General features: G+C 62.3%; 14 protein-coding genes and 1 tRNA gene. 9 read left to right on the top strand and 6 right to left on the bottom strand.

Annotated elements, in window-relative coordinates:
- Window positions 1-25: 25 nt before the first annotated feature.
- Window positions 26-889 carry a YicC/YloC family endoribonuclease gene (locus tag R1T44_RS01120; protein WP_107335803.1) on the bottom strand — a complete coding sequence of 288 codons (864 nt, stop codon included), beginning with the start codon at window positions 887-889 and terminating at the stop codon, window positions 26-28.
- A 195-nt stretch (window positions 890-1084) separates the two neighbouring features.
- Between R1T44_RS01120 and rph the strand changes: the two genes are divergently transcribed.
- Window positions 1085-1831 (top strand): ribonuclease PH, encoded by a 747-nt coding sequence (gene rph, locus R1T44_RS01115; protein WP_317292411.1) that lies wholly within the window; start codon window positions 1085-1087, stop codon window positions 1829-1831.
- Window positions 1832-2044: 213 nt separating this feature from the next.
- On the opposite strand, the gene R1T44_RS01110 is transcribed toward rph, so the two are convergent.
- A complete protein-coding gene (locus tag R1T44_RS01110; protein WP_043331765.1) occupies window positions 2045-2812 on the bottom strand; it encodes an exodeoxyribonuclease III in 768 nt (255 codons plus the stop codon).
- Window positions 2813-2898: 86 nt separating this feature from the next.
- Here R1T44_RS01110 and pyrE point away from each other — a divergent pair, with 86 nt between their 5' ends.
- From pyrE to rep, 4 genes are all read left to right on the top strand, one after another.
- Window positions 2899-3573, top strand: coding sequence for an orotate phosphoribosyltransferase (pyrE, locus tag R1T44_RS01105; protein ID WP_107335804.1), 675 nt, complete (start codon window positions 2899-2901; stop codon window positions 3571-3573).
- A gap of 55 nt (window positions 3574-3628) precedes the next feature.
- The gene (locus R1T44_RS01100; RefSeq protein WP_317292410.1) at window positions 3629-4189 is read left to right on the top strand and encodes a YfaZ family outer membrane protein; all 561 of its coding nucleotides are present in this window, start codon (window positions 3629-3631) and stop codon (window positions 4187-4189) included.
- 144 nt (window positions 4190-4333) lie between these two features.
- On the top strand, window positions 4334-4807 hold the full coding sequence (gene trmL / locus R1T44_RS01095; RefSeq protein WP_317292409.1) for a tRNA (uridine(34)/cytosine(34)/5-carboxymethylaminomethyluridine(34)-2'-O)-methyltransferase TrmL: 474 nt from the start codon (window positions 4334-4336) through the stop codon (window positions 4805-4807).
- 100 nt (window positions 4808-4907) lie between these two features.
- Window positions 4908-6989: a DNA helicase Rep gene (gene rep / locus R1T44_RS01090; protein ID WP_043331771.1), complete on the top strand. Its 2082-nt coding sequence runs from the start codon at window positions 4908-4910 to the stop codon at window positions 6987-6989.
- A gap of 30 nt (window positions 6990-7019) precedes the next feature.
- Here rep and R1T44_RS01085 read toward each other — a convergent pair whose 3' ends face one another.
- A complete protein-coding gene (locus R1T44_RS01085; protein ID WP_064503228.1) occupies window positions 7020-7514 on the bottom strand; it encodes a c-type cytochrome in 495 nt (164 codons plus the stop codon).
- A gap of 144 nt (window positions 7515-7658) precedes the next feature.
- Here R1T44_RS01085 and R1T44_RS01080 point away from each other — a divergent pair.
- Together R1T44_RS01080 and R1T44_RS01075 are read left to right on the top strand one after the other, a co-directional pair.
- Window positions 7659-7735 (top strand) — tRNA-Arg (locus R1T44_RS01080).
- Window positions 7736-8105: 370 nt separating this feature from the next.
- Window positions 8106-9611, top strand: a complete 1506-nt coding sequence (locus R1T44_RS01075) for a coniferyl aldehyde dehydrogenase (protein ID WP_317292408.1) — start codon at window positions 8106-8108, stop codon at window positions 9609-9611.
- 6 nt (window positions 9612-9617) lie between these two features.
- Here R1T44_RS01075 and rnk read toward each other — a convergent pair whose 3' ends face one another.
- The 3 genes from rnk to typA all read right to left on the bottom strand — a co-directional run bounded on the left by rnk (window position 9618) and on the right by typA (window position 13568).
- On the bottom strand, window positions 9618-10031 hold the full coding sequence (rnk, locus tag R1T44_RS01070; RefSeq protein WP_317292407.1) for a nucleoside diphosphate kinase regulator: 414 nt from the start codon (window positions 10029-10031) through the stop codon (window positions 9618-9620).
- Between the two features lie 187 nt (window positions 10032-10218).
- Window positions 10219-11109, bottom strand: a complete 891-nt coding sequence (locus R1T44_RS01065) for a WYL domain-containing protein (RefSeq protein ID WP_043331776.1) — start codon at window positions 11107-11109, stop codon at window positions 10219-10221.
- Between the two features lie 650 nt (window positions 11110-11759).
- Complete coding sequence (typA, locus tag R1T44_RS01060) at window positions 11760-13568, bottom strand: translational GTPase TypA (protein WP_043335760.1); 1809 nt, start codon at window positions 13566-13568, stop codon at window positions 11760-11762.
- Between the two features lie 642 nt (window positions 13569-14210).
- Between typA and glnA the strand changes: the two genes are divergently transcribed.
- Together glnA and R1T44_RS01050 are read left to right on the top strand one after the other, a co-directional pair.
- Window positions 14211-15617, top strand: a complete 1407-nt coding sequence (gene glnA / locus R1T44_RS01055; RefSeq protein WP_043335758.1) for a glutamate--ammonia ligase — start codon at window positions 14211-14213, stop codon at window positions 15615-15617.
- A 468-nt stretch (window positions 15618-16085) separates the two neighbouring features.
- On the top strand, window positions 16086-16778 hold the full coding sequence (locus R1T44_RS01050) for a DUF4124 domain-containing protein (protein WP_054556333.1): 693 nt from the start codon (window positions 16086-16088) through the stop codon (window positions 16776-16778).
- Window positions 16779-16831 lie beyond the last annotated feature (53 nt).

Raw genomic sequence — 16831 nt, 5'->3', positions numbered from 1 at the left:
CAGTTTCTTAATACTGTTGGCGCTATCACTCAATATTCTGAATCTGCTCACGCATCTGTTCGATCAGCACCTTGAGCTCGACGGCGCAGCGGGTGGTGTCGGCGACGACGGACTTGGAGGAGAGGGTGTTGGCTTCGCGGTTGAGTTCCTGCATCAGGAAGTCGAGACGGCGGCCGATGGGGCCTTTCTGGGTGAGCTGACGACGGACTTCGCCGACGTGGGTGTCGAGGCGGTCCAGCTCTTCGTCGACGTCGGCCTTCTGGGCCATCAGGGTCAGCTCGGCTTCCAGTCGTTGCGGGTCGAGGGTGGCGCGGACTTCTTCGAGGCGAGCGAGCAGATTCTCGCGCTGACGGGCGAGGATGTCGGGCATCAGTCGGCGGACTTCGGCGACGTGGGTGTCGACGCCATCGAGGCGTGCGCTGATCAGTTCGGCGAGGCGTTCGCCTTCGCGGGCGCGGCCTTCGATGTGCTCGTCCAGCGCGCGCTTGAACAGGCTGAGGGCATCGGCCTTGATGCGCTCTTGATCGGCGCCTTCGCGTACCAGCACGCCGGGGTAGTCGAGCAGGGCGAGGCGTGAGGGCTGCGGGGCGTCCGGGCAGTGCTGGCCGACTTCGGCGAGCACGCGGCTGAGTTCACCCAGGCGTCTGGCATCGACGGCGAGGCTGTCGGCACCGGCTTCGGCGTCAAAGCGCAGCGAGAGTTCGACCTTGCCGCGGTTGAGGCGCTTGCGCAGGCCTTCGCGGAAGGCGCTTTCGAGTTCGCGCAGGCTGTCGGGCAGGCGGAAGTGCGGTTCGAGATAGCGCTGGTTCACCGAGCGCAGCTCCAGCGTCAGGGTGCCATAGTCGGCTTCATGGGTCTGGCGGCTGAAGGCGGTCATGCTGTGGACCATGACGTGCTCCTTGTCGGTTGGCTGTCAGAAGAGAGGCGGTACATGAGTGACCGCGCTGATAGCCTGAAGTGTACGCGTGCCGCTCTTGAGCGCCCAGTGATCAGGAGCAGGCCTGGCCCGCGCGGCGCGAAGGTCGTCGCCCGTGGCTGCGGCGTGTAGACTCTGGCCTCCCGAATACTGCAACAAGGAATCCCCATGAGCGAAGCCAACGTGACCCGTCCCAGTGGCCGTACCCCGGAGCAGCCGCGCGAGATCCGCCTGACCCGTGAGTTCACTCGTCACGCCGAGGGTTCGGTGCTGGTGGAGTTCGGGGAGACCCGCGTGCTGTGCACCGCCTCTGTCGTGGCGGGCGTGCCGCGCTGGCTGCGAGGTTCCGGCAAGGGCTGGCTGACCGCCGAGTACGGCATGCTGCCGCGTGCGACCCATACCCGTAATGATCGTGAGGCGGCACGTGGCAAGCAGGGTGGCCGCACGGTGGAGATCCAGCGTCTGATCGGCCGTGCGCTGCGCGCCGCGGTAGACCTGAAGAAGCTGGGCGAATACACCATCACCATCGATTGCGATGTACTCCAGGCCGATGGCGGCACGCGTACCGCGGCGATCACCGGTGGCTGTGTGGCACTGGTGGATGCGCTGCAGGGCCTGCAGCGTGAGCGCAAGATCAAGACCGACCCGCTGGTGAGTCTGGTCAGCGCCGTTTCGGTCGGCATGTACAAGGGCGTGCCGGTCACCGATCTCGACTATCCGGAAGACAGCAAGGCCGATACCGACATGAATGTCGTGATGGCCGAAGGCAAGGGACTGATCGAGGTGCAGGGCACGGCCGAAGGCGCGGCCTTCGATCGCGCCGAGCTCAATGCCCTGCTGGATCTCGCCGAGCGTACCGGTGAGCAGCTGTTCGCCGCGCAGCGCGCCGCACTCGGCATGCCGGCCGACGCCTGAGCCCTGCGGCACGGCCGCTGTGCCATGAGTGCCATGTCATGAGTGCTGTGTCGTGAGTGCTGTGTCGTGAGTTCTGCGACATGAGCGCTTGATGCCAGACAGAAAACGCCCCCACCGCTTGCGCGATGGGGGCGTTTTCGTCAGTGCCCGAAGGCACATCATGCGACTGGCAGGGTGGCCCGAGGCCGAACGCTCAAGGGGTGACAGCGTGCATCACAGCTCGAGGTCGTACTCGACGATGACCGGTGCGAACTCGCTGAAGGTGGCATCGGTGTCGATCCAGGCGTCCTTGATGTGACGACGCAGGTTCGGGTCGATGACCTGATAGTCGAGGCGCCAGCCTTCCTGACGGGCGCGCGGCTGGTCACTGTCCAGCGCTGGCCACCAGGAGTACTGGTCGGCATCGCGATTGACTTCGCGGAAGGCGTCGATGAAGCCGATCGGGCCGAAGACCTGATCCATCCATGCGCGCTCTTCCGGCTTGAAGCCCGGCGTCATCTGATTGTCGGACCAGTTGGCGAGGTCGACAGTCTTGTGGGCCACATGCCAGGTGCCGCAGATCATGTAATCACGACGCTTGCGGCGCAGCTTGCTGAGGTATTCCTGATACTGCTCCATGAAGGCGCCCTTGGCAGCCGGATCACTTCCGTCAGGCATCAGGAAAGAGCAGATGCTGAAGCGGTCGTAATCGGCCTGCAGGTAGCGGCCTTCGTTATCGCACTGCTCGAAGCCCAGTCCATACATGATGGCCTTGGGGATCTGGCGGCAATAGAGGCCAACCCCTGAGAAGCCGTCTTTTTCGGCGTCCAGGAAGTAGCCTTCGTACCCTTCCGGGTAGAGGATGCTGTCGTCGAGCTCGAAGCTCTTGGCCTTGAGGTTCTGGATGCAGACGACGTCGGCGTCCTGACTGGCAAGCCAGTCGAGGAAGCCGCGGCTGACCGCTTCTCGAATACCATTGACGTTAACTGTAGCGATTTTCATACGTGGTCCCTGGTTCGTCGCGCCTGTATGATACCCGAGCTTTAGACGATTTGGTAAATGGCTAACGAATTCAAAGGTGATATCGGATGCAGGACTACCAGCGGGAGTTCATTGAGTTTGCCATCGAGCAGGACGTGCTGCGGTTTGGCGAGTTTACGCTCAAGTCCGGGCGGGTGAGCCCCTACTTCTTCAATGCTGGTCTATTCCGCTCCGGACAGGCCCTGGCGCGTCTGGGACGCTTCTATGCGCGTGCCATCGTCGAATCAGGCCTGGAGGCCGATGTGCTGTTCGGCCCGGCGTACAAGGGTATCCCGCTGGGTGCCGTGACGGCCGTGGCGCTGGCTGATCATCATGATCGTGACATGCCGTTCACCTTCAATCGCAAGGAAGCCAAGACCCACGGTGAAGGGGGCTCGTTGGTCGGCGCGCCCCTCGAAGGCCGCGTGATGATCATCGACGATGTCATCACCGCCGGCACCGCCATCGGCGAAGTGATGGAGATCATCCACGCCGAGAGTGCCAAGGCGGCGGGCGTCGTGATCGCACTGGACCGTCAGGAGCGCGCTCCCGATGGTCAGGGAGGCCTGAAGGCGAACAGCGCCATTCAGGAAGTGGAGGCACGTTTCTCCATGCCCGTGGTCAGTATCGTGACGCTCGACCAGGTGCTCGAATATCTGGAACAATACGCACAGCAGGAACTGTCTGGGCATGCGGTCGCGATTCGCGACTACCGTGCGCAATACGGTCTCCAGGGCGCCTGAGAGCGTTCATGACCCGCGCAGCATTACCTTCCCAGTCACGTACAGAGGTGCATACATGACAGCTCACCGTAACATTCTCGGCCTTTCGGCAGCCATCCTCGCTGCCAGTCTGTCCGCCCCGGCCATGGCCGGCAACGCTGACCTCAACCTGAATACTGAAGCCGTTCAGGGCGAAATCAATGGCGAGATCGGCAATGGCGTCCAGCTCGGCGGCGGTATCCTGTCCAGCGATGACCACGACGACGTCACAGCCGGTCACGTCCAGCTGCTGGGCACCGAGCGCACCAGCGAATACGACGTGGGCCTCGGCGCACGCTGGAGCCAGTACGACACCGACCACGGTGACGGCGGCGGTCTGGGCCTCGGCGGCTACGGCTACTACTACCTGCCGGGCGCACCGCGCGTCTCGCTGGGTGGCTATGGCTACGTGACCCCGGACGTCGCGACCAGCAACGACCTCGAGCACAGCTACGAATACGGCCTGCGCGCCCGTTATCAGGTCATCGACAATGTCGAAGGCTATGTCGGCTACCGCAAGGTGAAGGCTGATTTCGAGAACCGCAACGACCGTACGCTGGATTCCGGCCCGCTGGTCGGCATGCGTCTGCAGTTCTGAGGGTGGTTCTCGGCAACGCGTGCTCCGCGTGAGTCACGCATTGCGGTAAGATGGCGGGCCCTTCGGGGCCCGCTTTGCGTTGTCATGGCCAGGTGAGCATCGCCGGCCAGCCCCCTGTTTTCGCCTTCTGCCGCGAGTCTGCTCATGCTCGATATCGTGCTCTATCAGCCCGAGATTCCGCCCAATACCGGCAACATCATCCGGCTGTGTGCCAATACCGGTTACCGCCTGCATCTGATCGAGCCGTTGGGGTTCGAGCTGGATGACAAGCGCCTGCGCCGTGCCGGTCTCGATTATCATGAGTGGGCACGTGTGCAGCGCCATGCCAGTCTCGATGACTTCGTGGCGAGCGTGACACCTTCGCGGGTCTTCGCGCTCTCGACGCGTGGGCGCACCGCGCCGCATGAGGCCAGCTTCCAGGCCGGTGATGCGCTGGTGTTCGGCCCCGAGACGCGCGGCCTGCCGCAGGCGATGCTCGACAGCCTGCCCCGCGAGCAGGTGTTGCGCCTGCCGATGCTGGCCGACAGCCGCAGCATGAACCTGTCGAATGCCGTCGCCGTAGTCGTCTATGAAAGCTGGCGTCAGCTCGATTTCGCCGGCGCCGTAACGCTCGACTGATCGGCCAGCCCTCGATTGAACGGCCAGTCCTCGATTGATCGACCATCGCCCCGCGTGAGATGCATTTCCGCTCCCTTTCTTCGCCCAGCAGGACACCGTGATGACCGAGATCCGTGATCGCCTCGCCAAGCTCAACCCCCGCCAGCAGGAAGCCGTGCGCGCCATCGATGGCCCCTGTCTGGTGCTGGCCGGTGCCGGATCAGGCAAGACCAGCGTGATCACGACCAAGATCGCCTATCTGGTGCAGGAATGCGGCATGAAGGCACGCAACATCGCCGCCGTGACCTTCACCAACAAGGCGGCGCGCGAGATGAAGGAGCGTGTCGGCAAGATGCTCAAGGGCCGCGAGGGCCACGGGCTGATCGTCTCGACCTTCCACACCCTCGGCCTGACCATCATCCGCGGCGAGCTGAAGACGCTGGGCTACAAGCCGGGCTTCTCGCTGTTCGACACCGATGACGCCAAGGTGTTGATCAAGGAACTGATGCACAAGGAAGCCGACACCGACGCCGAGCAGATCAACGCGGTGCAGAGTCAGATTTCCACCTGGAAGAATGACCTGATCCTGCCCGGGGCGGCGCTGTCGCATGCCGAGGATGAAGACGCTCAGTACGCCGCGGTGATCTACGAGGCCTACAACCGGCATCTCAAGGCCTACAACGCGGTCGACTTCGATGACCTGATCCTGCTGCCGGTGGTGCTGTTCCGTGATCACCCCGAGGTGCTGGCGCGCTGGCAGCGGCGCATCCACTACATGCTGGTCGATGAGTATCAGGACACCAACATCAGCCAGTACCTGCTGGTGAAGATGCTGATGCAGGAGCGCCAGACCTTCACGGTGGTGGGCGACGATGACCAGTCGATCTACGCCTGGCGCGGCGCACGCCCCGAGAACCTCGTCACCCTCGGTGAGGACTTCCCGCGCCTGAACCTGATCAAGCTGGAGCAGAACTATCGCTCCACCGGCATCATCCTGCGCGCGGCGAACACCCTGATCGCCAACAACCCCCACGTCTACGACAAGACGCTGTGGTCGCAGATGGGCGATGGCGACCCGATCCGCATCATCATGAATCGCAACGAAGAGGCCGAGGCCGAGCGCGTGGCGGGCGAGATCCTCACGCGGCGCATCAAGGAAGGCGCCGAATGGCGTGACTTCGCGGTGCTCTATCGCGGCAACTTCCAGGCGCGCCTGCTGGAGCTGAAGCTGCAGCACTACCAGATTCCCTACAAGCTCTCCGGTGGCACCTCCTTCTTCGGGCGCAACGAGATCAAGGACGCGATGGCCTACCTGCGTCTGCTGATCAATCCGGCGGACGACAACGCCTTCCTGCGTATCGTCAATGTGCCGCGGCGGGAAGTCGGGCCGGGCACGCTGGAGAAGCTGGCCAACTACGCCACCGGGCGTGGCGTGTCGCTCTACGCCGCCTGCAGCGAGATGGGCCTGCGCGAGCAGCTGAGCGAGCGGGCGCTGGACCGCCTCGGCCGCTTCACCCATACGCTGGACCGCGTGCGCCGCGAGATGGACGCTGGCCAGTCGATCAGCGCGATCCGCGAGCTGTTCCGCGAGGTGGATTACGAAGGCTGGCTGTATCAGAACGCCAGTGCGCCCAAGATCGCCGAGCGGCGCATGGCCAACGTCTGGATCCTGGTCGATCAGCTCGAGAAGTCGATCAGCGGCAATCCGCAGGAAGAGGTGGAGGAGCTGGAGGGCAGCGAGGCGATGATCGGCGATACCGAGACCGGCGATGTCGCGGCGGCCATCTCACGCCTGGTGCTGCGCGACATTCTCGAGCAGCAGGCCGAGGAAGATGACTCCGACCGTGTGCAGCTGCTGACGCTGCATGCCTCCAAGGGTCTGGAGTTCCCGCATGTCTACGTGCTGGGGCTGGAGGAAGACCTGCTGCCGCACCGCAACTCCATCGAGATGGAGACAGTGGAGGAGGAGCGCCGCCTCGCCTACGTGGGTATCACTCGTGCCCGCCGTACGTTGGTGCTGACGCTGGCGCGCCAGCGCAAGACCTACGGCGAGATGATGGACTGCGTGCCGAGCCGCTTCCTGGATGAGTTGCCGCCGGAAGACCTCGAGTGGGAAGGGCGGGCCGACAAGCCGCAGGATCAGGAGAAGAAAGTGGCCCGCGGGCGGGATGCCATCGCGGGCCTGCGTTCGCTGCTGGGCTGATGTTGATTGTCGGGTACTGTGCGCTGAAACTCAGCGCACGGAGTCGAGCAGGTAATCCACTGCGGCCTTCACTTCCTCATCGGAAAGCGCCGGATTGCCGCCCTTGGCCGGCATGGCATTGAAGCCTTCGATGGCGTGGGTGTAGAGCGTCTCGTCGCCCTTGGAGAGACGGCCTTCCCAGTCGCCGGCCTCGCCCAGGCGCGGGGCACCGGCGGCGCCAGTGGTGTGACAGGCCATGCAGATGCCACCGTAGACCTTCTCGCCGTCTATCGCGCTGGCGGCACTGGCTTGCCCGCCAGCGCCGCTGTCCGCCGGCTGCGAGCTCGCTGCCGAGCCATCACCGGCGCAGGCATCGCCCTTCACGCATAGCTCGCCCACCGGCTTGAGTCGCTCGGCAATCGCCTCGCGGGAGTTGTCTGCGGCCTGTGCGGACGCGCTGACAAGCACGCTGAACAGCATCGCGCTCAATGAGAGTGACAGGGAAGAGCGCTTGAGGGGAAAAGCAGCTGGCCGGCGAGCTTGCATGGCGTGCACCTTTTGGGGCTGTGTATCGAGCCAGTATAGCGCTCGCCGGAGGCGCAGCAACCGCGTGGCTGGCGGGATATCTCGACATCGTAGAATCAAGACGTTACCATAAGCGCGCCTCGGTTCACTGCAACCCTGGCATGCGCGCCCATAGCTCAGCTGGATAGAGTACTGCCCTCCGAAGGCAGGGGTCGCAGGTTCAAATCCTGCTGGGCGCGCCAACGAATTCCCGTCACCGGCGCCATCGCCGGTCGACACCTGAAAAGCCCTCGTACCTCACGGTGCGGGGGCTTTTTGCATTGCGGCGTGCACCAGCGGCGCAGGCGACTTTCTTTGACGTCATCAAACGAGTGTTCTAAAACGGGATGAGCTACGCCGGCGCTTTTCCTCGCGCCGGTCGCTACCGCCTGGTACGCCATACTCGTGGCTGTCTGCCTTCGCTGCTGGCTTCGCTGGCCCTCACTGGATGTTCTCATGACGACTGCCGCCCCTGTTGACCCTGCTTCGCCTGAGTCTGTTGTCTCGTCTGCTGCCTCGCCTGCTGGCTCGTCTAATGAGAGCAGCGAGGCTGCTACCCGGGAAATCACGCGCATGCAGGCGCTGCTGGAAGACCAGCGCGCCGCCTACGGCCTGTCGCCGATGCCCAGCGCCAACGAGCGCCAGGCCTGGCTGACTTCGCTGCGTGATGCGCTCAAGTCACACGAAGAGGCCCTGATCGCGGCGATCAGCGCCGATTTCGGCCACCGCAGCGCCCATGAGACGCGTCTGGCCGAACTGGTACCGAGCTACGAAGGCATTCGTCATGCACGCCGTCACCTCAAGGGCTGGATGAAGCCCTCCAAGCGCCATGTCAGCGCTGCCTTCCAGCCGGCCTCTGCGCGCGTCGTCTATCAGCCGCTGGGCGTGGTCGGCATCATCGTGCCCTGGAACTATCCCCTCTATCTGGCGATCGGCCCCTTGATCAGCGCCCTGAGTGCCGGCAATCGGGTGATGATCAAGATGAGCGAGTTCACCCCCGAGACCGCCGAGGCGCTGCGCGTGATGCTGCTCGATGCCTTCGATGAGGTGCAGGTGGCCGTGGTGATCGGTGAGGCCGATGTGGCGGCGGCCTTCTCGGCCTTGCCCTTCGACCACCTGTTGTTCACCGGCAGCACGGCGGTCGGCAAGCATGTGATGCGCGCCGCGGCGGACAACCTGACCCCCGTGACGCTGGAGCTGGGCGGCAAGTCGCCGGTGATCATGTCGCGTGAACTGATGGCGGATGAGGCGCAGCGTCGTGAAGCCGCGGGGCGGCTGGCCTTCGGCAAGGGCATGAACGCCGGCCAGACCTGCGTCGCGCCGGACTACGTGCTGTGCAGTGAGGACCAGGTCCCGCTGCTGGTCACGGCACTGGGCGAGGCCTTCCAGCGCTTCTATCCTCGCTTCTGCGAGACGCAGGACTATTCGCGCATCATCAATCAGCGTCAGTACCAGCGCTTGCGAGAGGTGCTCGAGGATGCCCTGGCGAAGGGCGCGACACTCAGGCCTCTGGTCGATAGCCCCGACTGGAATGACCCCGAGCTGGTCGAGAAGCGTCTGATGCCGCCGCTGGCGTTGCTCGAGGTGACGGATGAGATGCGCGTGATGCAGGAAGAAATCTTCGGCCCGCTGCTGCCGATCGTCGGCCTGGCGGACCCGGGGGCAGCGGATGTGGCGGAGGGCGAGACGAGTGTGAAGGGCACGTTGCTGGAGGCACCGGCGGACACGCTGTCCGTCGCGATGGCCTATGTGAACGCTCGGCCCCGGCCGCTGGCGCTGTATTACTTCGGCCACGACAAGCACCAACAGCAGCGGGTCACCGAAGGCACGCATGCGGGCGGAATGTGTCTGAACGACACCCTGCTGCATGTGGCGCAGGATGACATGCCGTTCGGCGGTATCGGGCCATCCGGGATGGGCCATTACCATGGCAAGGAAGGCTTCCAGACGCTCAGCAAGGCCAAGGGAATCTTCGCCAAGGGGCGCATGAATGGCGCGCGACTGATGTATCCGCCCTATGCCGATGGGCCGACTGCGCGCGCCATCCATGGTCTTATCCGCCGCCTGCTGATGCGCTAGGCGCTGTCAGCGGTGCAGGTCGCCGGCACTTTCCGGCTGGTAATGCAGCGCCTCGATACGCACCTCATGCAGGCTGCCATCCGGCAGCTGCCACTCGATGAGGCTGCCGACCTTGAGGCCGAGCAGGGCAGCCCCCAGTGGCGCCAGCACCGACAGGCCATCCTGCTGGTCGGGCAGCGCATGCGGATAGACCAGCGTGCGCACCAGAGTCTGCTGGCGGGTCAGGTCCGTGAACTCCACGCGGCTGTTCATGCTGACGATATCGGCGGGCACCTCGTGAGGCTCGACGACCTCGCCGCGCTCCAGCTCGTCCTCAAGCTGGTCTGCCACCTGACGGTCGGCGGCGGCAACGCGATCAATCAGGCGCTCGAGGCGTTCGGCGTCCAGACGATTGATGATGATCGAGGGAAGTGTGGCCATGAGACCTCCTGTCAGTCGTGGTGTCAGCCCCTTGCGAGCAAGGCCTTGCTGGACACCAAAAAAACAGCCCTCCGCCGGGAAGGGCGAAGGACTGTGTGCAGAAGTCATCATATAAACTTCGCTCGGCGATGGATAGCCCATTCAGGCAACTGAGGTCAGCGCGAGGGCAGACCCGCTCACTCCCGCGTCAGGCGCTGGAGCTGACGAACAGCCAGTCAGTGATCTCGTCGCGATTGAGCACGACCAGCTGCTGGGCGCGCGGAGACTCTTCCAGGTGGTCCGGGTTGATGCCCAGCTCGCGCAGGACGTACTGCACCAGAGCGCCGCGTGTCGGCAGGTGCAGCTCGCCATCCACCATGCCGTGGTCCTGCTCTATCAGGCCGCGCTCGGCGGGTGTCAGGCGCGGGTCGGCGCCCAGCTTCAAGGTGACTCGCGTCTCCCAGCCTTCATCGCACTCGCGCTGGCTGCCCTCGAGGGCTTCACCGAACAGCTCCGGCACCGCGCGGAATCGAGACAGCACGAAGTCACGAAAAGCCCGGTTCTTCTCGCAGAAGGCGCGCACATGCCAGCGGCCAGCGGCGTAGACCAGCGTATGCGGACACAGGATGCGCTCCTCCCCCTGGGGAGAGTTGAGAGAGGCATAGGTCACTTCGAGACGCGCGCCCTGACTGGCGGCTTCGATCAAGGCCCTGACCACCGGCGGACTGGCGCTGCGTGACGGCAGGCGCAGGGCCTCGGTGTTTGCCTGGCCTAGCCCCAACCCGGTGAAATGCGGATTCAGATTGTCGTGATTGCCCAGCAATTGCAGGTATTCATCGACCTCACCCCGCGTCAGCATGGGGCAGAAATTCGCCGACGGACGGTAGCCCTTGATGACGGGGTCATACTCGAGATTGTTCTCGGCGACCGTCTCGCGGTAGGTCTTCATGACGCGCGAGGCTTGTTGTCTGGCGATACCGAAGGCGTTGCCCAGATGGCGCGAAGTGACTCGCCCCTCCCACAAGGCGATGATCTCGATCAGGCGGTAACGCGCCAGCGTGTCCCATGGCAGGACTTCGAGGCGTTGCTTGATGCTCATTGCTGAATCCTTTCATACGGGTCTTCTGGAGCGTATTCGTGACGCATTGCACACACCGGGCTTGGCAATGGCGACACATGGCGAGTGCTCACGAGGATCGGTAAGAGGACCCTGCTCCGGGTGGCGTGTGGCGAACAAGTCTTCGTTAACTGCAGGATATGCATAAAGAAAGCTCCGGCAGAAGATACCTGCTCCGTTGCGTTGACCCTAGTGACTGCGCATCGACGTCTCGTTTTTGCGTCGTCCAAACGCGACGCATCATTAGAATTCGACGATTTATCCTCGCTCGGTGACGTGTGATTGCGCGCTATCAATAGATCAAGACATTACGTTGCGCAGGGGCGTTGTCCGCGTGTGGCATGCTCTGAATGAAGACGCTATATGCGCAACACGAATATGCCTCATGTAACCCTCATTTAAGTGTTAGAGATGCCTCAGGCCAAGGTATCGCGCAAAGTTCCCTTATTTTGCGAGCCCTAATAGCGACGCACTTCCTGCAATGACATTCATAAGTATTAGAGAGATGGTCATGCTGCCCTTTGCGGCAACAGCGAAAAGTGCTCAAACGCAAAAGACCCGCCGAGTTGGCGGGTCTTTTGCGTTTGAGCACGATGCCCCCTGCCATCAGGCAGGGGGCTGGCTGGGCCAGCTTACTTGCTGGCGCGCTTGCGCTCGTTCTCTTTCAGGTACTTCTTGCGGATACGGATGTGCAGCGGAGTGACTTCCACCAGCTCATCGGAATCCAGGAACTCGATCGCCTGTTCCAGGGTGAAGCGAATCGGCGGCGTCAGCACGATGTTTTCATCGTTGCCGGTAGAACGCATGTTATCGAGCTTCTTGGCCTTGGTCGGGTTCACGACCAGGTCGTTGGCGCGGTTGTGGATACCGACCAGCATGCCTTCATAGACTTCGGTACCGTGACCGATGATCAGCTTGCCACGTTCCTGCAGGGTGTACAGGGCGTAGGACAGCGCCTTGCCCGGCACCATGGAGATCATGACGCCGTTGCGACGCTCGACGCCTGCGCCTTCCTTCAGATCACCGTAGTGATCGAAGCGGCTGGTCAGGATGCCGGTACCGGAGGTCAGGGTCAGGAACTGACCACGGAAGCCGATCAGACCGCGAGACGGGATGATGAAGTCCAGACGCACACGACCCTTGCCATCCGGGTTCATGTTGGTCAGCTCGCCCTTGCGGTAGCCCAGCTCTTCCATGATGGAGCCCTGGTGCTGCTCTTCACAGTCGATGATGACTTCTTCGTACGGCTCCTGCTTCTTGCCGTCGATTTCCTTGATGATGACTTCCGGACGGCCCACGGCCAGCTCGAAGCCTTCACGACGCATGGATTCGATCAGAACGGAGAGGTGAAGCTCACCACGACCGGAGACGACGAATTTCTCCGGAGTCTCGCCCTGTTCGACGCGCAGTGCGACGTTGTGGATCAGTTCCTGGTCCAGACGCTCACGGATGTTGCGGCTGGTGACGAACTTGCCGTCCTGACCGGCGAACGGAGAGTCATTGACCTGGAAGGTCATGGAGACGGTCGGCTCATCGACGGTCAGCGGCGGCAGCGCCTCGACAGTGGCGGTGTCACAGATGGTGTCGGAGATCGCGAGGTTCTCGATACCGGTGATGCAGACGATGTCGCCGGCAGTCGCCTTGTCGGTCTGCACGCGGTCCAGACCCATGTGAGTCATGACCTGGCCGATCTTGCCCTTACGGACAGCGCCTTCCTTGGTGATGATGGAAACCTGCTGACCCGGGCTGACGGCGCCGCGCTTGATGCGACCCAGACCGATGACGCCGACGTAGCTGTTGTAGTCCAGTGCGGAGATCTGCATCTGGAACGGACCGTCCAGCTCGACCTTCGGCGGCTCGACGATGTCGACGATGGACTGGAACATCGGGTCCATGGTGTCTTTCAGGTCTTCCGGATCCATACCGGCAATGCCGTTGAGGGCAGAGCAGTAGATGATCGGGAAGTCGAGCTGCTCGTCAGTCGCGCCCAGGTTGTCGAACAGATCGAAGATCTGGTCAACGACCCAGTCAGGACGAGAGCCCGGACGGTCGATCTTGTTGACGACGACGATCGGCTTCAGGCCCTGGGCGAATGCCTTCTGGGTCACGAAGCGAGTCTGCGGCATCGGGCCATCGACGGCATCGACCAGCAGCAGCACGGAATCGACCATGGACATCACGCGCTCGACTTCGCCACCGAAGTCAGCGTGCCCAGGGGTATCCACGATGTTGATGTGGTAGTCGTTCCACTGGATCGCGGTGTTCTTCGCGAGAATGGTGATGCCGCGCTCTTTTTCCTGGTCGTTGGAATCCATGATGCGTTCCTGACCCTCGGCCTTGCGGTCCAGGGTGCCAGACTGACTCAGGAGCTTGTCGACCAGGGTAGTTTTACCGTGGTCAACGTGGGCGATGATGGCTATGTTGCGAAGTTTCTCGATCACGACGGGAACCTGTGCGGAAAATGGGCGCTCGCGTACCGGGCGCTTGTGATTTGGGGCGCATTATAGGGGGCATGGCATGCCTCCTGCCAGCATCGTGCATTCACGAGGCGAGTCAGCGAGTGCCTTCAATTGGCCTGAAGTGCCCAAATGGTTGTCTCTCAAGTCTTTTCCGCGCCCTTGTCGCGGATGAAAAAAACTTGTGAGTCGAGGCAAACATGAGGATGAAAGGAAGAAATGACCGCAATGTGATGCTGACGTGATCATCGGGTGTGAGCGGAGAAATCCCCGGGATTCAGCGCTTTGCACCAATGTGGAGCAATGGCGTTTTTTGGTGCACTCAAATGATGAATCTGCACTGCGCGGCAAGAATTTTTGCACCTTGTCGGCCCATCTTTGGTCGGGTTTTCGTGCTGCATGCATGAAGATGGTGATGTTTTTTTTCAGTATATTCATTAGCTTACTGAAATGAGCGATGCGGCGTGCGCCATTCTGGCACGCTCGCTGCATTGTTAGAGCATCCTGTCTGATGGCTGGCATAACGACGCCGACCATGAGAGAAAAGGCTTACAAAATAGAGCAATAACCCCAGACAACGCTGACACCAACTGTAACCAGAGCCGCCGGCTCCATCGGAGAATTACCATGGCTGAGAAGACACTTGCCCTGATTGAAGAACACGAAGTCAAGTGGGTTGATCTGCGCTTCACCGACACCAAGGGCAAGGAGCAGCACGTCTCCATCCCGGCGCGTACAGTGGATGAGGAATTCTTCGAGAACGGCCAGATGTTCGATGGTTCCTCCATCGAAGGTTGGAAGGGCATCAACGAATCCGACATGATCCTGATGCCGGACGACGGCACTGCCTTCCTCGACCCGTTCACCGAAGACACCACCCTGGTGCTGCGCTGCGACGTCATCGAGCCGGCCACCATGCAGGGCTATGAGCGCGATCCGCGTTCCGTCGCCAAGCGCGCCGAGGAATTCCTGAAGTCCACCGGTCTGGGCGACACCGCCTTCTTCGGTCCGGAGCCGGAATTCTTCATCTTCGACGAAGTGCACTGGAAGAACGAGATGAACGGTTCCATGTTCAAGATCTCTTCCGAAGAAGGTGCCTGGGCGACCGATTCCACGCCGGAAGGCGGCAACCTGGGTCACCGTCCGCGTCTGAAGGGCGGCTACTTCCCGGTCCCGCCGATCGACAGCTTCCACGATATCCGTGCTGCCATGTGCAACACTCTGGAAGCCATCGGTCAGGAAGTCGAAGTTCACCACCACGAAGTGGCGAACGCCGGCCAGAACGAGATCGGCGTCAAGTTCAACACCCTGGTCAAGAAGGCCGATGAGGTTCAGGAACTCAAGTACGTGATCCACAACGTGGCTCACGCCTACGGCAAGTCCGCGACCTTCATGCCCAAGCCGCTGGTCGGTGACAACGGTTCCGGCATGCACGTTCACCAGTCCTTCTGGAAGGATGGCGACAACCAGTTCGCCGGTGACGAGTACGCGGGTCTGTCCGAAATGGCCCTCTACTACATTGGCGGCATCATCAAGCACGCTCGTGCCCTGAACGCCTTCACCAATGCGTCCACCAACTCCTACAAGCGTCTGGTGCCGGGCTTCGAAGCGCCGGTCATGCTGGCCTACTCTGCCCGCAACCGTTCCGCTTCCATCCGTATCCCGTACACCGCCAGCCCGAAAGGCAAGCGTGTCGAGGCGCGTTTCCCGGATCCGACGGCCAACCCGTACCTGGCGTTCTCCGCGATGCTGATGGCCGGTATCGACGGTATCAAGAACAAGATCCACCCGGGCGACGCGATGGACAAGAACCTCTACGACCTGCCGGCCGAAGAAGCCAAGTCCATCCCGACCGTGGCTGAGAGCCTCGAGCAGGCCCTGACCGCGCTGGACGGCGATCGTGAGTTCCTGACCCAGGGCGGCGTCTTCACCGACGACATGATCGATGCCTACCTCGAGCTGAAGGGCGAAGACGTCCAGCGCCTGCGCATGGCGACTCACCCGCTCGAATTCGACATGTACTACAGCGTCTAAGTACTGCCGGGGTTGAGGCAGACATTCGCTAGTCACGCCATCTGACGGAGTGCCTTCCCGGTGAAGGCAAGCCCACAACGATGACGACAGCAGGGCCATACCGACAGGTGTGGCCCTGTTTTTCGTTGTGGCCCTGTTTTCGCTGTGGCCCTGTTTGTCATTATGGTCCTGCTTCGTTCTATCTCTTTGCTCTGATCCTTTGCTCCTTTGCTCCTTTGCTCTGCCCCTGATCCTTTTCCCTGAGATCGGTCATGCTGCTGACAGATATGCAGGGCGCAGTGGTAGCCTTGCGTGACAGTCAATGCACACAGGCGTCTTGTCGAAGGCCCCAAATGCTGGCATCAACGCGGTAAGCTTTGTAACTTGTTAGCCTTGTCTTCAGGCAGCAGGATCGCCTGTCGATAGACCCAACCCGCTGGAGCTGCCTGCGGCTTCTGGCCTCCCATGACTCTCTTCAGGAATCTTCGGATGTGGCCCTTCGTATCCTCCCTGCGCGTCGCGAACCCCGCGACTGACTCGCGTGCACTGCCAGCAGCGCGCCCCGAGCCACTGCAGTGCCTGCTGCTGGCAGCGACGCTGATGCTGTCCAGCCTGTCGTTCGATCTTCAGGCGGCCCAGGTCTATCGTCACGTCGATGCCAACGGCAACGTCGTCTTCAGTGATCAGCCTGCGGGCGGCAGCAAGGTGCAGCTGACGCCGCTCAGCGTGGTGCCGTCGACGGAATCCCTGCCGCCGCGGCGCAGCACGCCGTCGCGCGTGAGTTCTTCCTCATCCAGCGAGAGCACCCGCACCCGAGCGCCTGCGGTGGATGTGGCCTTCCGTGGCTATACCACCTTCACCATCCAGAGCCCGTCCAACGAGGAAACGCTGCAGACCGGGCAGGCGGGCAATCTGGCGGTGCGCCTGGGGATCGAGCCCAAGCTGCGCCCGGAAGACAAGGTGCGCGTGACCGTGGACGGTGCGCCGTCTCAATCCGCCATGCACAGCACCGTCTTCATGGTGCCGGCGCTGGAGCGTGGCAAGCATGTCATCCAGGCGGAGCTACTGGATTCCACCGGCCGCGTGCGCCAGACCAGTGAGCCGAAGGTGGTCTATGTGCAGCGCGCCAGCGTCAATCTGCCTCGCAATCCCAACAACCCTGCCAATGCTGGCGGTGGCTAGCAGCGTCTGGGCGGCCTTTTGCTTCGCGCGTTTCTCCTTCGCTGACAGGCCGC

Source organism: Cobetia amphilecti, assembly GCF_032923285.1.
GTDB classification, from domain to species: domain Bacteria; phylum Pseudomonadota; class Gammaproteobacteria; order Pseudomonadales; family Halomonadaceae; genus Cobetia; species Cobetia amphilecti.
The sequence above is the reverse complement of the archived record's forward strand: the minus strand, read 5'-3'. Positions and strand labels throughout refer to the sequence as shown.